Annotated in this window: 19 protein-coding genes; 16 read left to right on the top strand and 3 right to left on the bottom strand. The window is 46.7% G+C overall.

Features of this window, described 5'->3' with window-relative positions; genetic code table 11:
* Window positions 1-146: 146 nt before the first annotated feature.
* The gene (locus Q369_RS0125645) at window positions 147-2,408 is read right to left on the bottom strand and encodes a TonB-dependent receptor (protein WP_031530572.1); all 2,262 of its coding nucleotides are present in this window, start codon (window positions 2,406-2,408) and stop codon (window positions 147-149) included.
* Window positions 2,409-2,616: 208 nt separating this feature from the next.
* Between Q369_RS0125645 and Q369_RS0125640 the strand changes: the two genes are divergently transcribed.
* Window positions 2,617-3,027 carry a DoxX family protein gene (locus Q369_RS0125640; RefSeq protein WP_031530571.1) on the top strand — a complete coding sequence of 137 codons (411 nt, stop codon included), beginning with the start codon at window positions 2,617-2,619 and terminating at the stop codon, window positions 3,025-3,027.
* 51 nt (window positions 3,028-3,078) lie between these two features.
* Here the strand turns inward: Q369_RS0125640 and Q369_RS0125635 are convergent, their stop codons facing one another.
* Window positions 3,079-4,050 (bottom strand): aldo/keto reductase, encoded by a 972-nt coding sequence (locus tag Q369_RS0125635; protein WP_031530570.1) that lies wholly within the window; start codon window positions 4,048-4,050, stop codon window positions 3,079-3,081.
* 151 nt (window positions 4,051-4,201) lie between these two features.
* On the opposite strand from Q369_RS0125635, the gene Q369_RS0125630 reads away from it, so the two are divergent.
* The 6 genes from Q369_RS0125630 (at window position 4,202) to Q369_RS0125600 (ending at window position 9,795) form a co-directional block, all read left to right on the top strand.
* Window positions 4,202-4,966, top strand: coding sequence for a M23 family metallopeptidase (locus Q369_RS0125630; RefSeq protein ID WP_031530569.1), 765 nt, complete (start codon window positions 4,202-4,204; stop codon window positions 4,964-4,966).
* A 65-nt stretch (window positions 4,967-5,031) separates the two neighbouring features.
* Entirely contained in the window at window positions 5,032-6,318 is a 1,287-nt protein-coding gene (locus Q369_RS0125625; RefSeq protein WP_031530568.1) for an aminotransferase class V-fold PLP-dependent enzyme, read from the top strand.
* A gap of 198 nt (window positions 6,319-6,516) precedes the next feature.
* Window positions 6,517-7,134 carry a Cj0371 family chemotaxis-regulating polar lipoprotein gene (locus Q369_RS0125620; RefSeq protein WP_031530567.1) on the top strand — a complete coding sequence of 206 codons (618 nt, stop codon included), beginning with the start codon at window positions 6,517-6,519 and terminating at the stop codon, window positions 7,132-7,134.
* A gap of 11 nt (window positions 7,135-7,145) precedes the next feature.
* Window positions 7,146-8,318 carry a glutathionylspermidine synthase family protein gene (locus Q369_RS0125615; RefSeq protein WP_031530566.1) on the top strand — a complete coding sequence of 391 codons (1,173 nt, stop codon included), beginning with the start codon at window positions 7,146-7,148 and terminating at the stop codon, window positions 8,316-8,318.
* A gap of 243 nt (window positions 8,319-8,561) precedes the next feature.
* Window positions 8,562-8,894, top strand: a complete 333-nt coding sequence (locus tag Q369_RS0125610) for a hypothetical protein (RefSeq protein ID WP_031530565.1) — start codon at window positions 8,562-8,564, stop codon at window positions 8,892-8,894.
* A gap of 157 nt (window positions 8,895-9,051) precedes the next feature.
* Window positions 9,052-9,795 (top strand): SDR family NAD(P)-dependent oxidoreductase, encoded by a 744-nt coding sequence (locus Q369_RS0125600; RefSeq protein ID WP_031530564.1) that lies wholly within the window; start codon window positions 9,052-9,054, stop codon window positions 9,793-9,795.
* Here the strand turns inward: Q369_RS0125600 and Q369_RS0125595 are convergent.
* Window positions 9,789-10,139 (bottom strand): cupin domain-containing protein, encoded by a 351-nt coding sequence (locus Q369_RS0125595; RefSeq protein WP_031530563.1) that lies wholly within the window; start codon window positions 10,137-10,139, stop codon window positions 9,789-9,791. The two genes, Q369_RS0125600 and Q369_RS0125595, sit on opposite strands and share 7 nt — an antisense overlap.
* Window positions 10,140-10,400: 261 nt before the next feature.
* Between Q369_RS0125595 and Q369_RS0125590 the strand changes: the two genes are divergently transcribed.
* From Q369_RS0125590 to Q369_RS0125550, 9 genes are all read left to right on the top strand, one after another.
* Window positions 10,401-10,805: a hypothetical protein gene (locus Q369_RS0125590; protein ID WP_157488320.1), complete on the top strand. Its 405-nt coding sequence runs from the start codon at window positions 10,401-10,403 to the stop codon at window positions 10,803-10,805.
* A 117-nt stretch (window positions 10,806-10,922) separates the two neighbouring features.
* Window positions 10,923-13,334 (top strand): TonB-dependent receptor, encoded by a 2,412-nt coding sequence (locus Q369_RS0125585; protein WP_031530561.1) that lies wholly within the window; start codon window positions 10,923-10,925, stop codon window positions 13,332-13,334.
* Window positions 13,335-13,337: 3 nt separating this feature from the next.
* Entirely contained in the window at window positions 13,338-14,303 is a 966-nt protein-coding gene (locus Q369_RS0125580; protein WP_031530560.1) for a DUF4249 domain-containing protein, read from the top strand.
* 134 nt (window positions 14,304-14,437) lie between these two features.
* Window positions 14,438-14,983, top strand: coding sequence for a hypothetical protein (locus Q369_RS0125575; protein WP_229206949.1), 546 nt, complete (start codon window positions 14,438-14,440; stop codon window positions 14,981-14,983).
* Window positions 14,984-15,101: 118 nt separating this feature from the next.
* On the top strand, window positions 15,102-15,656 hold the full coding sequence (locus Q369_RS0125570) for a carboxymuconolactone decarboxylase family protein (protein ID WP_031530558.1): 555 nt from the start codon (window positions 15,102-15,104) through the stop codon (window positions 15,654-15,656).
* Window positions 15,657-15,668: 12 nt separating this feature from the next.
* Window positions 15,669-16,244, top strand: coding sequence for a carboxymuconolactone decarboxylase family protein (locus tag Q369_RS0125565; RefSeq protein ID WP_031530557.1), 576 nt, complete (start codon window positions 15,669-15,671; stop codon window positions 16,242-16,244).
* Between the two features lie 18 nt (window positions 16,245-16,262).
* Window positions 16,263-19,034, top strand: coding sequence for a TonB-dependent receptor (locus Q369_RS0125560; protein WP_031530556.1), 2,772 nt, complete (start codon window positions 16,263-16,265; stop codon window positions 19,032-19,034).
* Between the two features lie 12 nt (window positions 19,035-19,046).
* Entirely contained in the window at window positions 19,047-20,264 is a 1,218-nt protein-coding gene (locus tag Q369_RS0125555; RefSeq protein WP_031530555.1) for an MFS transporter, read from the top strand.
* Between the two features lie 145 nt (window positions 20,265-20,409).
* Window positions 20,410-21,552, top strand: coding sequence for a DUF3179 domain-containing (seleno)protein (locus tag Q369_RS0125550; protein ID WP_031530554.1), 1,143 nt, complete (start codon window positions 20,410-20,412; stop codon window positions 21,550-21,552).
* Window positions 21,553-21,597: the final 45 nt, after the last annotated feature.

Here is a 21,597-nt window from a genome sequence, read left to right as displayed (position 1 = left end):
TAAGTAGTGTTAAATAATTAATGAGACAAATATACAATCAATCTATATTCAAATCAATGAATATCAATACTGTATACGTTTTTGCTCTTTGAAAAATCATAAACATGTCATTTGTGTACTCTTCTGGGCACATCTGCTTTGTCCGTTTAATGCAACGTATAGCGTACTCCTAAAAATACCCGGCGACCCTGATTGGGAGCGTAAACGTAAGAAGGGTCAAAGGTAAGCCCGTATGGATTTTCAGGAGTTGCGATCACTTGACCTTGGTCATTAAACTGTACTTTTTTGTCAAATGGATCATTGGCTCGGGCAATGGAATTGGCAGGTGGCGTGAAGTTTAGCAAATTTTTCAAACCTCCGTAAATTTCCATGCCATTGCTAAACTTCTTGGTAACCTGGATATTCTGCAAAGACCACACGGGCGATCTCCGCGCGCGCGGGTCGGTTTCACTTAACACAGGTAAACGCATTGGCCCATACATATTTCCGGTGTAGTCAAATGAAATGCCTGCCTTCTGAATCTCGTAACTGACCGACCAGACTGCCGTGAATTTTTCTGTTAAAACAGGTCGGAACCGCGTTCCGTTTTCTACCTGGTAATTGTCCATTAAAGTCCCACCCGTGATGATTTTCAGCGGGAACGAAAAGTTAAAGTCCAGGTTCAGGCTGATCCCTTTTGAAACTGCATGACCGTCCAGATTGTCGTAAATAATTTGGTTCGGGTCGGTGTCATAATCCGGTAAAATGCGATTCGTAAAATGCGTGTAAAAAAGTGAAGCGTCAAGGCCGACAAAAGAATTTCCGGTTACAATCTTTTTCACCAGGTTCAGATTTGCATTCCAGCTTTGCTCAGGATTGAGCGCTTCTTTCACAATAACCTGCCGCGAGCCCGTCAATGCGGCGTGATCTTCTGTAAATAAATTGACGATCCGGAAGCCGCGGCCCACATTGAGCCGGACCACGTCTGTTTGATTAAACTTGAATTTGTAAGCTGCACGGGGTGTGAAAATGCTTCCGTGCCGGCTGTTATAATCATATCTCGCTCCAAGTAGCAATGCGTGGGCGCCGGTTTTGATTTCATCCTGTACAAAGAAACCAGGGAGGTAAATCTTGTCTGCGTGATCCTGGCCGTCCAGGTACCTGGTTGCGGTCGTGTTATCGTTGTAAAAAGTGTAGCGGAAAGGGGAGCCGATCAACAGATTGTGTTGTCCGATTTCCTTATCCCAGAGCAGCTGCGCAAATGCAATCTTCTGATCGGCGAGAAATGGCACATTTCCATAAACCGAGTTCTGGTGATGTGAGCTGAATGAATATTGAAGCGTGATTTTCTCACGCGTTGGAAGCTGATAATTACCTAAAACTTCAAATCTGGAAGTATAAATGCTCTCGCCATATACCTCGTTCCCGCCGCGGTGAGACTTGTTCCAGTTCATCTGCCCGCCCCAGCGGTCTTCATAGTAGTAACGCGCTGCGACATTGGCCTGTTTGTTGTTTTTGAGGTTAACAGTCCATTTGTTAAAAACTGAAATCCTGTTTTGCAAGGTAAGGTCGGTGAACCCATCACCATTGTGATCCAGCGGGTTTTGGTAATTGAAATAATTGACTCCCAGAATTGCATTCACATTTTCAGCAGGTGAAAGCTTTACGCCAAGATCCAGATTGTAATCCAGCCAGCTGGTACTGAATGCATCTGCTGAAAATACAGGTGCTTTGGATGGATTTTTGGTAATGATATTGATCAGCCCGCCCACTGCTTCCGAACCGTAAAGTGTTGACGCTGGTCCCTTCACGATTTCTACCCTGTCAATCAGACTGTTCGGGATACCTGATAGGCCATAAACAGTTGAAAGCCCGCTTACCATTGGCATACCGTCGATCAGCACCATCGTATACGGACCTTCGAGCCCGTTCATGTGGATATCTCCGGTATTGCAAACATTGCAGTTCAGCTGCGGCCGCACGCCATTTACGTAGCTAAGTCCCTCAAATATGCTCGGAACCGGGTTTTTATAGATGAATTTGGCGGTAATGATATCAACCGGAACCGGACTGTCCAGTTTGGACACTTCCTTCATTGTGCCGCTAATCACGACTTCATCGAGCGCATTGGCACCTGATTTCAATACGAAGTTCTTTACCAGGTCTCTTTCTATCCGGACATTTTTTTCAATGATTGTAGGCATTGAAATGTAACTTACCCGGATGGTATATACGCCGGAAGGAATGTTTGAAATCCGGAAATTTCCCAGCGTATCCGCAGTAGTGCCTGTTTTTAGCTGATCAATGTAAACCGAAGCCCCAAAGGCAGTTTCCTGCTGTCCTTCCAGTGATATATTGCCGCTGAATGTAATCTGCGCATGAGCAGATGCACCTAGCAGTATGAAAATCAATAGTATGTATAGTCTCATAAAGTCTTCAAAATATTTATTTAACTAACCCTTATTTTATAATTTAGGTAAATCTAAAATTATTACTTGGCATATAAAAATTCGGAAGACAGCCTCTACGAAATTTTTTAAGAAACTAAGTGGCGGCTTTATCCCGTTACTAAGTTTCACAAGATATTTGCAGGCGCAAATGATCGCGGCTGTCGTTTATTCACCCAAAAAATAGCTTATGCTGAAAAGATTTTTGAAACCCATTAAGTTACCTGCGTCTGCTGATTTCGGCGTATTGATCCTGCGCGTGGGTATCTCTTGTTTGATGTTGACGCACGGTTATGCCAAACTTTCCGGTTATCTGGGCGGAAATCGTTCTTTTGCCGATCCGATCGGTATAGGAGAGGAGCTTTCTTACATTCTGACCATCTTCGCAGAATTCGTGTGCTCCATTCTGGTCATTTTGGGATTGGTTACGAGAGCTGCATTGATCCCGCTTATTTTTACGATGATCGTCGTCGTTTTCATCGTGCACGGTGCAGATCCGTTTGACAAGAAAGAACATGCCGTCTCTTTTCTGATCACCTATCTCACGTTGTTCTTCACAGGCCCTGGTAAGTTTTCGATTGACAGTAAGCTTTACCGTTGATCATATTGAATGCATTAAAAAACCGTCCCGAGATCCGGGACGGTTTTTTTGCTACTGAGACCATTCTGTTGGCTTTCGGTCCCAGCGGTGATTTTTCATCTTTTCGGCCACTTCCGGCAGCAGCAGATTTCCGTCGCTCACTGCTACATTGGAGCGCACGTGCGGCAGCTTCCGCATACCCGGAATGGTGGTATGCACGTCGGGATTATTGAGGATAAATCGCAATGCAAGCTCGGGCATCGTCATTCCCTCTGGTATATCTGCTCTCAAAGCCTCTGCGTGGTCTACGCTGGAATTGAGGTTTTCGGGTACGAAATAGGTTGCCCGCCAGTCGTCGGCCGGGAATACCGTATCTTTTGTCAAAGTGCCTGTCAATGTACCTTCATCAAAAGGAACGCGTGCGATCACCGCGATATCCAGCTCGCGGCAAAGCGGGAAAAGATTGTCTTCCGGCGCCTGGTCGAAGATATTGTAGATCACCTGCACAGCGTCTATCAGTCCTGTTTTCAAGGTTTCCAATGCATTGTCAGGCTCCCAGCGGTTGATACTGATCCCCCAGCTTGCCACTTTTCCTTGTTGCGTGAGTTTTTGAACTGCCTCTTTCCATTCATCTTCCTGCGCCCAGTTATCTTCCCACACATGAAATTGCAGCAAGTCGATCTGCTCGGTACCGAGATTTTGCAAACTCTTTTCAGTGTATTCAATAATGTAGTCGGCCGGGAAAACGTCGGCTAGCCTGAACTCAGGCCGGGACGGCCATCTGCGGTTTTTAGGCGGGATTTTAGTAGCAGCATACAGCTTGCGACCTGCATTCCTTTTGATAAGCTCACCTAATATCCGCTCGCTCAAACCTTCGCCGTAGCCCCAGGCGGTATCAAAAAAGTTAACGCCCGATTCTACTGCCAGATCGAGTGAATCATCGGTTTCCTTGCGGTCAGAGCCGGTCCAGCCTGCGAGCCCCCACATGCCATAACCTATTTCACTCACCTGCCAGTTCGTGCGTCCAAAACGACGGTATTGCATTTGATTTCAGTTTTAGTGTTACGGGTTTAAAGAAAGGCATAAATCCTTTTTAATGTAAATAGAAATACATTTGTAAGATATTATTTGAAAAAACAGGCAACTACCCGGTGATAGCAGGCAGTCGGAAGAATTCATGACAACAATATTTTGGATGACAATAAAGAGAGCGGCAGGCTTGCTGTTGATCGTCAGTGTTTCAGCTTTCATTGATAAAAGTGAACCTTCCGAGGATCTGGCAGCCTATTGCGCTGCATTTAACCAGATTCAGCTCAACATCAGGGACGGCGCGATCTCACCCGATTCTGCGAGAAAAGCATTTTCCGAAGTAATGGTCAATATCAGGAAGGCTGTAAAGCCGGACACCTGCCGGGGGATCGATTCCGCTTATTTTGTTTATCCTGTCAAAGGATATTCACCGCGTGAGTCCGTGGGTTCAAGGGGAAGAGGTTACCGGCCAAATGGGTTCGATCTTTTCGACCGTGAAGTGGCAGGCAGTCACCCCGCACACGATTTGTTCGTGCGTGACAAAGACCAGGACAACCTCGACGACCGCACCTGGAAACCGATCGACGTACTTTCATTTACATCCGGAATCGTGCTGGCCACAGAAACTGGCTGGAAGTACGATAGTGAGCTGCGGGGCGGCAACTGGATCTGGATCTACGATCCCTGTCTCGACGGACTTTTCTATTACGCGCACAACAACATCGTGGAAGTGCAGCCCGGACAGAGCGTGAAAGCAGGCGATAAAATAGCTGAAATAGGCAGGAGCGGCTACAATGCATATAAACAACGGTCGCCGACACACGTGCATTTAATGTACCTGCAATTGGATAGCCAGGGGATGCCTGAGCCTTATAATACTTATGAATGGATGCTGCAATCCGTCGTGAAAAGTGACCCGGATATGTATTGATTGGGATTGGTGCATTTTATTAATAAATTGTAGCTGACTCAATTACCACTTCCTAAACCACTTTTATGAACGATCGCCGGTCCTTTTTCAAAAAGAGCGCAGCCCTAAGTATGGGCGCTTTTGGTGTCGATAGCCTTTTTAATCAAATCCACGCCGAGCATTTCAGGAATGCAGAACGATTCTGGAAAGCTGATAGCAACGATAACGAAGATTACTGGTCGGTGATCCAGGATGCTTATACTGCCAGCAAAAGCGACATTATCATTTTGAATAACGGCGGAGTATCACCTTCTCCGGTTGCTGTGCAGGAAGCTTTGGAAAAATACAACAAAGCGGCAGCGCAAGGCCCATCTTACTACATGTGGCGCATTATGGACAAAGGCCGGGAGCCTTTGCGGCAGCGGCTTGCAGGATTGGCGGGCTGTAACCCGGAAGAAATTGCGATCAACAGAAATGCGACGGAGGGACTGAACACCATCATATTCGGATTGCCGCTTGAAAAAGGCGACGAGATTATCGGTACTATTCAGGATTATCCAAATATGATCCAGGCCTGGAAGCAGCGACAAATGCGCGACGGGCTGGTTTACAAGCAACTCTCATTTGATTTCCCCATTGAAAATGACGAACAGATCGTAAAAGCATTTGCGGATGCAATTACACCTAAAACCAAAATCATTCACGTCACCCACATTATCAATTGGGTTGGCCAGATTATGCCGGTAAGGAAGATTTGCCAGATGGCGCATGCAAAAGGCATTGAAGTGGTAGTGGACGGCGCACATACTTTCGGATTGCTCGACTACAAAATCCCCGATCTCGAATGCGATTACTTCGGGACGAGCCTCCACAAATTTCTGAGTGCGCCTGTCGGCAGTGGTATGATGTGGATCAAAAAGGATAAAATTGAGAAGATCTGGCCGCTGCTTTGTAATGGCCAGCCAAAAAGTGGGGATATCCGGAAATTTGAAACGCTGGGCACCAGAAGCTTTCCCATTGAGCAGGCAATTGGCGAAGCGATCAATTTTCAGGAAGGAATTGGCTCAAAACGGAAACAAGAGCGTGTTCACTATTTGAAAAAATACTGGGCAGAAAAGGCCGCCCAAATCCCGGGGGTGAAAATCCATACCTCGCTCAAACCTGAATTTTCATGTGCGATCGCGGGTGTAAGCATTGATGGGATGAAACCAGAAGAGCTTGACAGCAAGCTGATGAAAGGTTACCAAATCCACACAGTGGGTATCAATTGGGAAAATATCCATTGTGTACGCGTCACACCGCACGTTTATACCAAACTAAGTGACCTTGACAGGCTGGTAGGCGCATTGGAAAAGATCGCTAAGAAGGCATAGTTCTTTATACGGTAATAATGGTGAGGCACAATCTGGTCACGGGTTGTGCCTTTGTTTTCAGTATCAGGATACAAAAACCGTTTGTAAAGTGACAGGCGAATTACATCCGCTTAATCGAACCACTCGAAAGATAATGCTTACCCCGGGTGAGGTAAAAGCGTATTTTTAAGAATTGTCAGAAAAAAATTCAACAGGTATATGACGCAAATCAGAAAAGGCTCTTTCATCAAACACGTGAAAGACATCAGTATCGGCAGTGCGCTCGCCATTGCCTTGCTGTCGGGAATGACATTGGGCAGCTGCTCTTCAAACAGGGACGATGAAGAAGCTTATAGCTATGAAGAGACAAGTTATACCAAAGGTATCCGGTCGCATATCAAGGAAGTGAAACCGGGCGAATTTAAGATTACCGATGAAGAAAATGTAGCTCCCGACAGTTCGGGCGCGATTGTCACTTACCTCGACGGGCATACAGATAAGCTGAGCCCGGAAGCAGCAAAGGCACTGATTGATGAAGAAATACGGACTAATCAATCAAATGTGGGGCATCACAGCGGCCTGTCATCTATGCTGCTTTACGGCGGAATGGGTTACCTGTTAGGCCGGAACTCCGGTAACGGGTATATGAATGGGTACCGCAATGCGAACGGACAGGCCGCCAGGGGAGTTTACAGCAATCCGGCTACGTATGAAAAGTCGCAGAGCACTTTCAGGCAGGTGGACGCCTCCCGGACTACACGGACTGTAAGTTCCAGGCCAAGCAGCGGTAGAAAAGGATTTTTTGGGAGATCGTCGTCAGGCAGAAGCGGCGGATAATAAAGTTAAATATGGTTGATATAAGAACATTGGTGGACGGACCTGAACGGGCGTTCCAAAATGCAGGCTGGGACTGGATGCTGGGTACCGACACAGTTCCTTACGTGGTGAACGCAGTCGCGGTAATCAGTGAAGAACAGGCTGCGCAATACTATGCGGCGGCTAATACTTTGTACGAAATGTTTGTGGAAGCCGGGCAATATGTAATTGATAATCATTTGTTCAAAGATCTGGGGATTCCTGAAAACCTTGTTGAGCTGATCAAGCATTCGTGGGAAGATGAAAGGAACATTCACCTTTACGGGCGGTTTGACCTCGCGGGCGGCTTTGGGAATGATCAGGTAAAGCTGATTGAATTTAATGCAGATACCGCCACCTGTATCCCCGAAACCGCCGTGGTGCAATGGGCGCATCTGAGAATGAACGGGCTTGATGAGGCGCAGCAGTTCAATACATTATACGAAACCCTGACAGAGCAGTTCAGGTATTTGAAACAGGTTAACTCCGACCTTACCCCTTCTATACTCTTTTCCACCATGCGGGATTATCCCGAAGATGAAACGAATGTGGCAGTACTTGCCGCCGCTGCGAAGGAAGCGGGATTTGATACTGAGTTTGCCTACATCGATGATGTTGAATTTTCAAATGGCGACGGGATCTTTTTTCAGGATCCGACTACCGGTGATTTTATACGATTCGATTTCTGGTTTAAGCTGGTTCCCTGGGAGTACATCGGCTTCGACGAGCCAGAGCTGGCTACTATGCTCACCGAGATCGTAAAGAACCGGAAGGCGGTGGTTTTGAACCCGGCTTACACATTGCTTTTTCAATCGAAATACATATTGAAAGTGCTTTGGGACTTGTACCCGTACCATCCTCATTTGCTGCAAACCGAGCGGTATGCGATCCCGCACAAACAGTCGGTCAGCAAGGTTTTATTCGGAAGAGAAGGCGCGAATGTATCCATTTTGGAAAAAGGCGGGGACGTAATTGAAACCGCGGGAGGCGAGTATGGCGAGCAGAAGAAAATCTATCAGGAGTATTTCCCATTTCCGACGGATCAGGAGGGGCAAAGCTATCAGGCTGGTGTTTTTTATGTGGGAGAAGCGTGCGCACTCGGTTTGCGGCGTGGCGGAAAAATTCTCGACAATACAGCTCAATTTATCGGTCACATCGTTGAATGATAATTTTTTACAAGCTGGCTGTCAATTTGTTGTGTATGTTTCTTGACCAAAACTCCCTGAAAATTTGCCGCAGGCTAAGATATTCGACCGCTGGCTAAACTTTTTGACGGAAAATAGCATCGGTGCGTAATGTTTGTATTAAATATAATTCAGCGGGTGGTACGAAAATTATGATCAAAAAGTGGGTTTTTAGCCAACCGCCAGCAGCATTCAACCATTCCGAAATTCTTAAACGCAACCGTTATGATACACGAGAAAATTTTTTACCTAAAAAGTGGCAGAGAAGTTAAAGTAGTAGTGAAAGGATACTTCCTGAATGACAATCCACAATTCAATACAGAATATGAGATTTTGATCAGAGAACCCAAAGAGAAGTTCTTTCGCACTCCAATTGGAACAAATCACCCGCAATACTGGAAAATGAAGCGTTCCACTGCCCAACAGGCAAAAATGCTGCTGCTTGAATACAGCGGTATCTCGCAGAGACAGGTTAATCAGGCGGTTTCAGAATTTAACAAGGTAGCCAGCTTCCCTTCCGCACAAATCGGACTGCAATACGAAAGCGAGCTGGTTTAGTCAAGGAAATCCAAAGTCAATATATATCACCGGATCCATCAAAAGGAGCCGGTTTTTTTGTGCCCAAAACTGGATTATACCATCAGCAGCGAGATAGTAAAAAGGGTGGTATTCGGGCTTATAGATTTGGCTAAACAAAATTCAAATCACCCTCAATATGTCCAAATTTAAGTCACAAGTAGCCGTTATCACTGGTGCGGCATCCGGTTTGGGGCTGGTCATTGCACACAAACTGTTAAACGAAGGCGCGAACGTGGGGCTGCTTGATATGAACGAAAGTGGACTTTTAGAACATTTCGCCGGAAATCAGGAGCAGCAGGAAGTGATCGGGGTTGATGTGACGGATGAAATGCAGGTTCAGAATGCAATTAAAAGAGTAATTGCACGATTTGGCAAGATAGATATCCTGATTAACTGCGTGGGGATTACCGGGATTACCCAGGTGAAAAGTCATGAGGTAAGCAGCGAGAACTTACGGAAAGTGATGAATGTGAATTTTATGAGCGCATTCTATATGTCGAAAGCGGTGTTACCCTATATGCTGGCTGGTAATTACGGCCGGATACTGCACATTGCTTCCATTGCCGGTAAAGAAGGTAACGCAGGTATGCTGGCCTATTCTGCTTCGAAGGCGGCAATTATAGGTATGACGAAAGTGCAGGGTAAGGAGTATGCCGAAACGGGAATTACGATCAATGCACTGGCGCCTGCAGTGATTCAGACGCCGCTCGTGGCAGCAATGCCGGAAGCGCAGGTCCGGTATATGACTGACAAGATCCCGATGAAAAGATGCGGCACTTTAGAGGAAGCCGCGAACATGGCGGCCTTCATTGTTTCTCCTGAAAACAGCTTTACCACCGGCTTCACCTTCGATCTTTCGGGCGGCCGTGCCACTTACTGATCCTGTTCAGTTCTGCTTTCCAGTTCTATGAAATCCTGCCGTGCGGGAGTGAAGCAGTCAATCACTTTGCACTCGGTATACGCAACTGCGGAATGCGGTGCATTCGAAGGAATGTAGGCCGTCATGCCGCTTGTAAGCAGCTTCTTTTCTCCCAATATCTCAAATTCCAGTTCACCTTCCAGGACGTGGCACCATTGTTCGTGAAAATGGCTGTGCTCCGGGAGAACAGTCCCGCTGTCGATAGTAAAATGGCCAAACGTTTGCTGTTCCGAATGGGCCAGCGTGCCATAAATCCCATCCCATATTTTGACTACTTTTTTGGTATTGAAATCGACGAAAGGCATGATTATGAATAAGATAGTTAAATTGAATGCCACAAAATGTACAGAACCCGCCCTGATCGGGTAACTAGTTCAGCAATGTAAATGTCTGTAAAATCGGATGATTTACCGATGGTTTGACACGACCAACCTTTAAAAAACTGGACGTCCGGATAAGTGGTTGAGGGCACAGGATTAGAGCACAAGGGAGCAAATCAGAGCCGTAGATCTTTTTCAAAGCACGCGGATATGATGTTTCCTATTATTCAACAAAACCAAAACACCATGAAGACGAACAAACTAATGCTCACACTATCTGCTGCAATTTTGCTGATTGCCGGCTGTAAAGACAAGGAGGTTTGGGTTGAGGATTCACCTTACATTACAGTCTCGTCACCCACTAAAGATCAGGTGCTGCAGGACGGCGACAGTATTCGGATTAATGCAGTAATAGAACCGAAATCAGTACTAATTACTTATTACCACATTATTTTGCTCGATCAAAAACACTCAATTTTAAATAGCAAGGTAATTTGCAAGAAAGACGAGAGCAAGGTCGAGATAGACACTGCATTCACGTATAACATCAAAAAGACTTCGGATCTTCTGTTACAAGTACACGCTCAACTTGCAGACGGAAACTACATCCGGGACGAAACCCGCTTCAAGCTAGTAGATAGCAAAAAATAATATTCATTCCGCCGTTTGAAGTCAGTCAATGTTCAATTGCCTGCCGGGCGACTCGTGTACTTGGTATGCGGGTTCACCGGCAGTGGCAACACTTTTTCATCAAACACACTTTCAATTATGAAAATCCACACTGTTTTATGCTTGTTATTTATTTGTAACTGTGCACTTGCGCAGGAACGTATAACAATCAGCGGTTTTGTAAAAGAGCAGGGAAGTCAAGAATTGCTGACCGGAGTAAATGTTTATATACCCGGGACTTCCGCGAATGCAGTTACCAATAACTACGGATTTTATTCATTGACTATCCCGTCAACTGATTCTGTAACAATTTCCTATTCTCTTGTCGGTTATGAAAAGACTGATCGCAGCATTCAGGCCACTCGGAATATGGAGCTTAATATCTTCCTTCCATCAGCCCGGCAGCTGAAAGAAGTAGTGATCTCAGCCAGGAAACAGGAAGATTATGTAAGTCGGTCGGCGCAAATGAGCACAGTAGGAATCCCTATTGACCAAATCAAAAAAATGCCCGCGCTGTTTGGCGAAAAAGATGTTTTGAAAGGGTTACAATTGATGCCCGGCGTTCAGAAAGGTTCTGAGGGACAAACCGGCTTGTACGTACGCGGCGGCGGACCGGACCAAAACCTGATCATACTTGATGACGCGGTTGTTTACAATGCAAGTCACCTGTTTGGGTTCTTTTCGGTATTCAATAGTGATGCGATCAAGAATGTAGAGCTGACGAAAGGCGGTTTTCCTGCGCGCTATGGCGGCCGATTGTCTTCCGTAGTGGAGATGAATATGAAGGAGGGCAGCAAAGACAAGCTGCACGGTGAGGGCGGGATCGGGTTGATCGCTTCGAGAGTCACGTTAGAGGGCCCGCTTTCCAAAGGTAAATCCTCTTTTATAGTCTCAGGAAGACGAACTTATATAGATGTGCTGGCGGCTCCGGTGATCAAACAGCTTAATAAGAAAAGTGAGAAGTCTGGGAATAACTTCAAGCCAGGTTATTACTTCTATGACCTCAATGCCAAGATCAACTATGATCTCGGGCCGAAAGACAAGGTATACCTAAGTGGTTATCTTGGAAGTGATAATTTTTACGTCAAGGAGAAAATGCCGGATTTTCAAATGAGGGCAGGTATGTCCTGGGGAAATGCAACCGGCACAATGCGCTGGAACCATATCCTGAATAGAAAATTGTTTGCAAATACATCCTTAATTTTTACCGACTTCTATTTCAAGACAAACAGCTATTTCAAAGAGATTACGGGCAAAGATCGAGTGGTGAGCGAGTCTGGTGTCGCTTATAGCTCGCGGATCAGGGATTTGAGTTTTAAAACCGATTTCGACTACTATCCGGTTGCTGCTCACGCTATCAAATTCGGTCTGCAAGGTACTTTTCACAAGTCGGTACCCTCAGCTATGAACGTAGAGGGTTCAAACAGCGAAGAGCCGATTACTCCAAAAAAGGAGCTGGTGCATTCACTTGAAGGCGGCGCATACGTTGAAGACACCTGGCAGGCATTTGACGCTTTGAAGATGAATGCGGGTTTTCGTCTTAGCTACTTTCGGGCGCGAGAAAAGAGTTATGTACGACCTGAGCCGCGCTTTTCAGCAGCGTTAAGACTCGCGCCGGACTTCTCCGCCAAAGTTTCCTACGCCAGAATGAACCAGTATGTTCACCTTTTATCCAATACCGGGCTCGGGCTGCCGACCGATCTTTGGGTGACAAGTACGGATCGCGTGAAACCTCAGCAATCCAGCCAATTCGCTTTTGGTTTTGCAAAAGATCTCGAAAAGCCGGCACTCACATTTACGCTCGAAGGATTTTACAAGAACATGAACGACATTCTTGGCTATAAAGAAGGAGCGACCTTCATTGGGATCACTGGTGAGAATGCAACTGATGTCAAATGGGAAGATAATGTGACTTCGGGAAGCGGCTGGTCTTACGGAGCAGAATTTCTTGCACAGAAAAAAAGTGGTCGCCTTTCCGGCTGGGTTGGCTATACATTGTCATGGATCTACTGGAAATTCCCCGAACTGAATGCAGGCCGGGCCTTTCATCCTCGCTACGACCGGCGGCACGATTTGTCCCTTGTCGGTATCTACGAATTTAGTAAGCGAATTACGTTGTCTGCTACCTGGGTCTATGGAACAGGTAATGCACTCAGCGTGCCGGCTTCGACGTATAATGCGATGGGTACATCCTTTTTCAATCGGTATAATCCTTCTGAAGCGATACTTAACCGCAACATGGGCGGAATGTCTATTTCACAGTTCGACAGTAAAAATGACTTTCGGGCAGAAGCATTTCACCGGCTAGACTTTTCGGTCCAGTTCCACAAGAAAAAGAGAAGATATGAGCGTACGTGGGAGGTCAGCGTATATAATGCATACAATCGCAAAAACCCATTCTTCTATGATCTGTCCCAAGATGTTAAACCTTCTGGGGTAACAGAACGCAAGTTGAAGAAATACTCCCTGTTTCCGGTACTTCCTTCTGTAAGCTACAACTTTAAATTTTGAGCCATGAAAAATTCAAGACTATATACCTGTCTGCTATGTGTTGCAGCCTGGGTGCTATTAACCGCTTGTGAATCATTCGTGACCGATATTCCGGAGGCCAAGCTTCCAAAGAGTGAATCCAAGCTGGTCATCAGCTCGATCATTTCTCCACAATTATCTTATATCAATGTCATTGTTACTGAGTCTGTCCCTCTGTTTTCTAAGTCCGGGGCAACCGGTAAAAGGCTTGATAATGCAGTTGTGAAAATTTCCGACGGCGTGAAAGAAGCTACAATTCCCTACGATACTACAAACAACCTTTACAGTTTGGAACAATCGAAATTTCCCATTAATCCTTCAAAAACATACACATTGTTTGTTTCGGACGGAAAAAGAAGCGTAACGGCACAATGCACCGTTCCCGCCAAAGTGCCTGTGGTGGAATCGTATGTTTTCGATACAATGGTATTTGAGGGGGAGCAGTATAAAGACACAGCTATTACTTTGAAAATGACTTGGCGCGACATTCCCGGCGATACTAATCAGTATAGGGTAAGTGGGACGATGGACATTGAATACAATATTTCAGTCAAAGAGCCCTCAGGGAAATATACTGAGCGACGGGTTTCATATCCATTTCAATTTAATTGGAACTGGCAGCAAGGAAAAAACGAATTCCAAAGCGACAGCTATCAAGACGGCGCACTTTTTACATCTCCGCTCGGAAAGATCAATCTGCCGGAAGTCCGGGAAGAAAATCATAACGGGAAAAAGGTTACCGTATATCCCAAAACCAAAATCAAGGGCGTGGTCCTGGAAGTATTTAACATAGATCAGCATTATTACAAATACGAACGGTCGTTAGAAGCACGGAACAATGCAGACAATCCATTCGCCGAACCATCGATAGTCTATTCCAATGTCAAAGGCGGATTCGGGTTTTTCGCTTCGTATAATGCAGCGCAAATCAAGATAGCCAAGTACCAATAGCGCACTTCACGTACACGGAAAGTGTAGTGCGGGAAAATATCAGAAAAAATCCTCTGGGTTATATAAATACTTCCAGAGGATTTTTAACTTTGCCAAGTTCAATTGCTTTTAACATTCAAACATTGCGCAGGATATTGTCCATACTGCTGCTGGGGCTTTTGCTCTATAACATGGTAGGCTATTCGATAGTCTACCTGTTGGAAGAGCGTCATGTGATCAGTGCAGCAAACACGGATTTGATCCAGCAATCGGCCAGTTCGGCAGATATTGTGATTAAAGTGCCGGTGGCAGTTCCATATCAAACTGACTGGGACACACCGGAATCTGTTGAAGGGCAGATCCTGCATGAAGGACTTTTTTATCAAATGAAAAGCCAGCAATTGCTGAACGATACCATGTACGTGCATTGTGAGCTGGACCAGACTGCACGCGACAGGTTTACTGATCTGGTTTCCAAGATCAATGATCAGGTTACCGGCGAGCAGTCTGACAATACGAAAGACCAGCACTCCAGCATTCTCAAAAACTTCCTTAAAGAATACATGGGCCAGGGGAGGAAGCACGTGTTTTATGTGCTCGAATGGACTCCTTCCCATCTGACTATTCCCACATCAACACCTGCCTTTACTCCCAAAAGGCACTCCTCCATTCCAGCGCCGCCGCCCGACCGGTTATCGTAAATTCAGTTTATCCCTTTTCAGCAGCAAAGCAGCGTTTTGCCCAAATTATTTGTGTTTGAGCAAAATAGCCTGTCCGCTCGGGGATCCATAACTATTTACTTTAACCGATTCTCCGAAAATGGCACATATCAACCTGCCCGACGAATCACTTCCGGGCATTGTCGGACTTTTCAATTTCAGGCCGGAAACGGCGGCACCTTTGCAGCTATTAGCCGAAACTTTACTCAGGCGCAGCGCTTCACTTACCAGTGGTGAAAGAGAGCTGATCGCAGCTTACGTTTCACATCTTAACAATTGTTACTTCTGCCATACCTCCCATGCAGCTGCCGCTATGGCACACCTCCAATGCGACCTGGCGCTGATCGACGACATCAAAAATGATTTCAGGCAAATTAAAATATCCCCCAAACTGCGTGCATTACTGAATATAGCTGCCAAAGTGCAGAAAAGCGGCAGGGAAGTAGGGGAGGAAGATGTAGCTGCTGCAAGAGCCGAGAACGCGACAGATCAGGAAATCCATGACACCGTATTGATCGCCGCGGCTTTCTGCATGTTCAATCGCTATGTGGATGGACTGGGTACCTGGGCGCCTCAGGACAAGGAAGCTTATCGTGAAATGGGTCAACGTATGGCGCACACAGGTTACGTCAGGTTCCCTGTTCTTCAAGACTAAAAACACTTTAAAATGCCACATATCCCATTGCCTGAGCACTTGCCAGGTATTACCGGCCTGCTGGAATACAGCAAGGAAACGGCGCATCCGATCCGGTTGCTCACACAATTTTTGCTGCGCGGAGAAAACAGCCTGACCGAAGCTGAGCGCGAGCTGATTGCCACCATCGTGTCGCACAATAATGAATGCAAATTCTGCACAGCGGCGCATACCGCAGCAGCCGATATCCTGCTGGGTGAAACCGAAACCTGTGAAATGGTAAAACAGGATATCGATACTGCACCGGTAAGTGAAAAAATGAAGGCGCTGCTGAAAATCGCCAAACTGGTGCAGGTCAGCGGGCAAGCTGTGACTCCCGAAGCAATAGAACATGCACGTAATGCAGGCGCGACGGACACTGAAATCCACGATACCGTACTGATTGCCGCCCTGTTTTGCCTATACAACCGCTATGTAGACGGAATGGCGACTGTCGCCCCCGCTGATCCGCAATTTTACCTTGGCCTTGGGCAGCGTCTCAAAGACCACGGCTACAACAGATTGCCAAATGGATACGATCATTTGAAACAACAAAATCAACCTTCCTGACTTACAAAATAACTGTGTATGAAAAAACATCTACTCTTCCTCTTCCTCCTGTTCTGCATTGGTGCCTCAGAGACAGCAGTCGCGCAATCGATGAAAATAATAGGTCAAATTCTCAGCAGCGAGTCCCGGGAACCGATATCCGGTGTATCCGTTTCGGTAAAAGGAAAAAATACCGGCACGATTACCAATTCTGCAGGTTCGTTTGAGCTTAATACTTCAATTCCTGCGACTCTGGTCATTTCACTGGTGGGTTATGCGCGCCAGGAAGTGGAGGTTGTCTCTGGCCAGGACCTGAAAGTGAGCCTGGTACCATCCATTGAGGAGCTTAGCCAGGTAGTGGTCACTGCGTCGCGGGTCGAGGAAAGTATCCTGAGATCGCCGGTCAGCATAGAGAAAATGGATTCTCGCGCCATTCAGCAAACACCTTCTGCTAACTTTTACGATGGACTTCTTAATATGAAATCGCTCGACATGGTGACGAGCAGCCTTACTTACAAGCAGATCAACACAAGAGGTTTTAACACGACGGGCAACAGCCGGTTTTTACAACTGGTAGACGGTGTGGATAACCAGCCCTCGGGACTCGGGTTTGCGATGGGAAATTTGTTTGGCCCGCACGACATTGATGTAGAAAGTGCCGAGCTGATACCGGGTGCTGCGTCTGCATTGTACGGTCCGATCGCCTTCAACGGAATGCTGAACACACGCACTAAAAACCCATTTGAATACCAGGGACTCAGTGCGCAGACGAAATTTGGCGTAAATCATATTGGCGACGGAACTGATCAGGGCGCCAAGCCGATGTACGATCTGGCAATCCGTTATGCAAAAGCATTCAACAACAGGTTTGCTTTCAAAATCAATGCATCTTACCTGAAAGGAACAGACTGGTATGCAAACGACTATACAGACATTGATCCTAACACGCCGGAAGCAAGCCGCGGTCCGAATAATCCGGGTAAAAATCAGCTGAATGTTTATGGAGACGAAGTGGCGCAAACACTACCCGGCATCGGCCGGGTATCACGCACGGGCTATGAAGAAAAGGATTTGGCAACTTACGGAGTATACAGCCTCAAACTGAATGCGGCCTTGCATTATCGCATCACCGACAAGCTGGAAGCTATTTACCAGGGCAATTTCAACCAGGGAACTGCGCAGTATACGGGAAGTAACCGTTTTGTGATCAACGATTTTAAATTCATCCAACACAAACTTGAACTCCGCGGAAGTAATTTTTACGTCAGGGCGTATTCCAATCAGGAGCTTTCTACCAATTCGTATAATACCCGCGCACTCGGGCAGCACATTAACCGGACCTGGGTAAAAGACCTGACAGGCGCAACTGTATCGCCGGATAAAGCGGACGCAGTCTGGTTTGAGAGGTATGCAGCAGCTTATAACGGTACTGTCGGCGGTGTAGCTACAAAAGATCACAATGCAGCCCGCAGTTTTGCCGATCAGGGTCGAATTTTGCCAGGTTCGGCTGAATTTGGTAGTGCGAAGGATGCATTGATCAAAACCAGAGGTTTGGCGGGTGCGGGTATCCTGAGCGAATGCAGCCTGCGGCACGTGGAAGGAATGTATGATTTCAGTTCTGTATTGAAGGTCTTCAATTTGCAGGTCGGCGGAAATTACAGGAAGTACTATCTGAATACCGGCGGGACGCTTTTTGACGATAAAGACAAGAACCTGACGAACGAAGAGTATGGCGTATTTGCGCAAGCTTCCAAATCTCTGTGGAAAGAGCATTTAAAGATTACATTGTCGGGCCGCTATGATAAAAACGAGAATTTCGAGGGCCGCTTCACGCCCCGCGCTTCTGCCGTTTTTTCTCCCACAGAAAACCATCACTTCCGTGCTTCCTACCAGACCGGGTTCCGTAACCCGACCATCGGCGACCAGTATATCAAGCTCAATGTCGGGCCGATCATCATTCTGGGTGGAGCGCCCGTTAATTCACAAGGATTGAATGCCTATGAAAATTCGGTAACCATTGGATCATTCTCTGCATTTGCGAATGCATTTGGTGCTGATATGCAAAAAGGTATCCCATTTCCGCAGGCAGTCGCGAACAATAAGGATAAGCTGGTCAAGTCCAATGTGCCTTACATCAAATCTGAAAAAGTGAAAAGTTATGAGATAGGCTACAAAGGTTTGATCAGCAAGAAGTTATTGTTGGATGTCAATTACTATTACAGCCAGTACACCGACTTTATGATCAATACGGTCGTGGCGCGGGCTAAATCAGATATTCTATTAGCGGATGGATCGGTCAACCCTGCTGCTGCCGCCGAGTTATTGGGAGCCGACAGGCAGCTGTTTCAGCTGTATACCAATGCGGCCGACAAAGTTTCCATTCAGGGCGTCAGCGCAGGTGTTACCTATTCTTTGCCCCGCAACTACAAGCTGAGCGGCAATGCAACCTGGATCGATTTCAATATCGGAGATGCCGATGCAAACAACATTCCCGCATTTAACACACCTGAATGGAAGTCAAATGTGATTTTTGGCAACCCGAAACTGACTGATAAGCTCGGCTTTAACATTGCCTGGCACTGGCAAAGCAGCTTTGACTGGTACGGTACCTTCACCGAAATGCGCCCCGGCAAAGTGCAGGCTTACAACCTGCTCGATGCCCAGGTAAGCTACCGCATTCCCTCGCTGAAAACCACTGTGAAGGTCGGCGGTTCTAACATTACCAACAAATACATTGTACAGGCCTACGGTTCGCCGGCTGTGGGCGGGTTGTACTACGTGAGTTTGAATTTCGATCAGCTATTCAGATAACCCGCAGGAGCTATGCAAACTCTCGAAATGACAGGTGTAAAAGCTAAAAGTGTTTCCGGAAAATGGCTTGCATTCGCATTGTGCTTTGTGAGCTATACGTTCAGCGGGACCGTTTCCACGCTGATGTCCGTTTTCTTGCCAGTGGCTGTCCCTGAGCTGAACGGCGAACCGGTAAGCGACGCCAGACTGGGGGAGATAGGTGCTTACATCAATGCATTGTATTTGTACGGCTGGATGTGCGGCGGGCTGCTATTTGGTGTAGTAAGTGACCGGATTGGGCGCGTGAAATCGCTGACGCTGGTCACCGCACTTTACGGGATCTTTACCTGCCTGGTCACCATTGTTCCCAACTTGTATGCACTTGTAGCATTCCGTTTTTTCGCAGGAATGGGCGTAGGCGGCGTTCTGCTGATCTCTACTGTTTACATATCAGAGATTTGGGAAGACAAAACGAAGGCAGTTATGCTGGGTATCCTGGCGGTTTGTTTCCCGGTCGGCATCGTTGCAACCGGAAGCCTGAACCTGATCTTCTCCGATTGGCGAAGTGCATTTGGAATTGGCATTATCCCCGTACTTACCGCGCTCGTCATTTTTATGCTCGCCCCTGAGTCTGCCAAATGGCGCGACCTCAAAGTTGCCGAAAAGAAACCGCAGCAACTGCTCACTGGCGAAAACCGGCTGAACCTGATATCGGGCTCAATCATTTTCGGATCGGTATTGATCGGCCTCTGGGGGATATTCTCCTGGCTTCCTACCTGGGCTCAGAGTTTACTTGCGGCCGGGGAAAACGGACAGAAAGAACGGGGACTGATCATGATCCTTCTCGGAGTGGGCGGCATTCTGGGCGGTGTTTTTTCGGGTGTTCTGCTCAATCGTTTTGGTAAAAAGAAAACGTTGACCGCCGTGTTCACAGCCTGCCTGCTCACCTGCTGTATTTTGTTTTTGACAAATGATACTTTTTCCAACATCATTTACCTCGAAACGGCCGTGCTTTCATTTTGCTTTGGTATCAGCCAGGGTGCATTGTCCAGCTATATTCCGGAGCTGTTTCCGGTGTCGGTTCGCGGTACTGCTACGGGGTTCTGTTTCAATATCGGGCGGTTTTTTACCGCTACTGCCGTGTTTTTTATAGGGTCTCTGGTGAGCGTACTGGGTGGTTTCGGGAATGCATTGCTCGTGTTCACTTTACCTTTTGTGATTGCATTGATTTTCACAATGCGCAGTAAGTAACTATTTAAAAGCGAATATCATAGGTTAATATATTAGGCAAACGGGTTTGCCACATGGCGAACCCGTTTCTTTGTTAATTGTCACCCTGAGCGCAGCCGAAGGGCGTTTCTTTGTTTCTTTTGTCAACCAGGAAAGATTTATATCCATGAAAAAGCTCTTCTATCTCGGTATTATCGGGATCATACTTTACGAAGTCGCCAAAGTCTACTTCATCATGCCAATGCCGGGCAGTCAGCGTATGAACAGCATTGACCTGGCCTATTTTCTGCATACCTGGCGCTGGGCTTTCCGGGTTACATGCTGGTTGCTGATCCTGGTTGGTTCAGTTGGTGTTTTGAGAGCCAAAATGAAGTGGCTGCCTGTTTTGCTGCTGATACTGGCACTCGGGATCTCTTATGCTACTAATTATGAAATGGCGGCAGATACTATGTTTTATCAGCCAAGTACCTTGTTAATGCAGAATGCAGCTGGTAATAAAGTGAATGCAGACAGGCTGGTAATAGGTGCGGTCGTCAACGGTGAAGCAAAAGCTTATCCCATTCAGTTTATTGGCTACCACCATCAGGTGCGCGATAGCTTAGGCGGGAAACCGGTCATGGTTACCTATTGTACAGTTTGCCGGACCGGAAGAGTTTTTGAGCCTGTCGTGAATGGTAAAACAGAGCATTTCAGGCTGGTCGGGATGGACCATTTCAATGCGATGTTTGAGGACGGAACAACAGGAAGCTGGTGGCGGCAGGCGAATGGAGAAGCAATTGCAGGCGAGCTGAAAGGCCAAATCCTCTCTGAAATTGCCAGCGCGCAAACTTCATTAAGACAATGGCTGAAACTTTATCCGAATAGCAGCATCATGCAGCCCGACCCGGCTTACCAGGCCAAATACGATTCTATGAGCCGGTACGAAACGGGAAAAAACAAGTCGTTACTAACGCGCGCGGATTCACTTTCGTGGAAGGAGAAGTCCTGGGTTGTCGGTGTTATCAGCAGTGACGGAAGTAAGGCTTTTGACTGGAACCGGCTTAAAAAAGAGCAGCTTATTCTGGATCAGGTGGGATCAATGCCGGTTGCAGTCGTGCTGGCTGCGGATAAAAAGAGCTTCTTCGCTTTTGAAAATCAGCATCAGGAGAAACTACGACTGCAAAACGATACGATTTATAGCGAGAAAGCAGCTTACAACTTGCTTGGTAACCGCATTGCAGGTGCCGGCGAGGATTTGAAACCACTCAAAGCTTACCAGGAATACTGGCACAGCTGGAAAACTTTCCATCCTGAAACCAGGCAGTACTAAGATTCATTAACTGGCAAATAGCGGGTAATGAAATCTGGTTTTTAG

Source organism: Dyadobacter crusticola DSM 16708 (genome assembly GCF_000701505.1).
GTDB lineage: Bacteria > Bacteroidota > Bacteroidia > Cytophagales > Spirosomataceae > Dyadobacter > Dyadobacter crusticola.
Note: the sequence above shows the minus strand (reverse complement) of the source record. Positions and strands in the feature narration are given on the sequence as shown.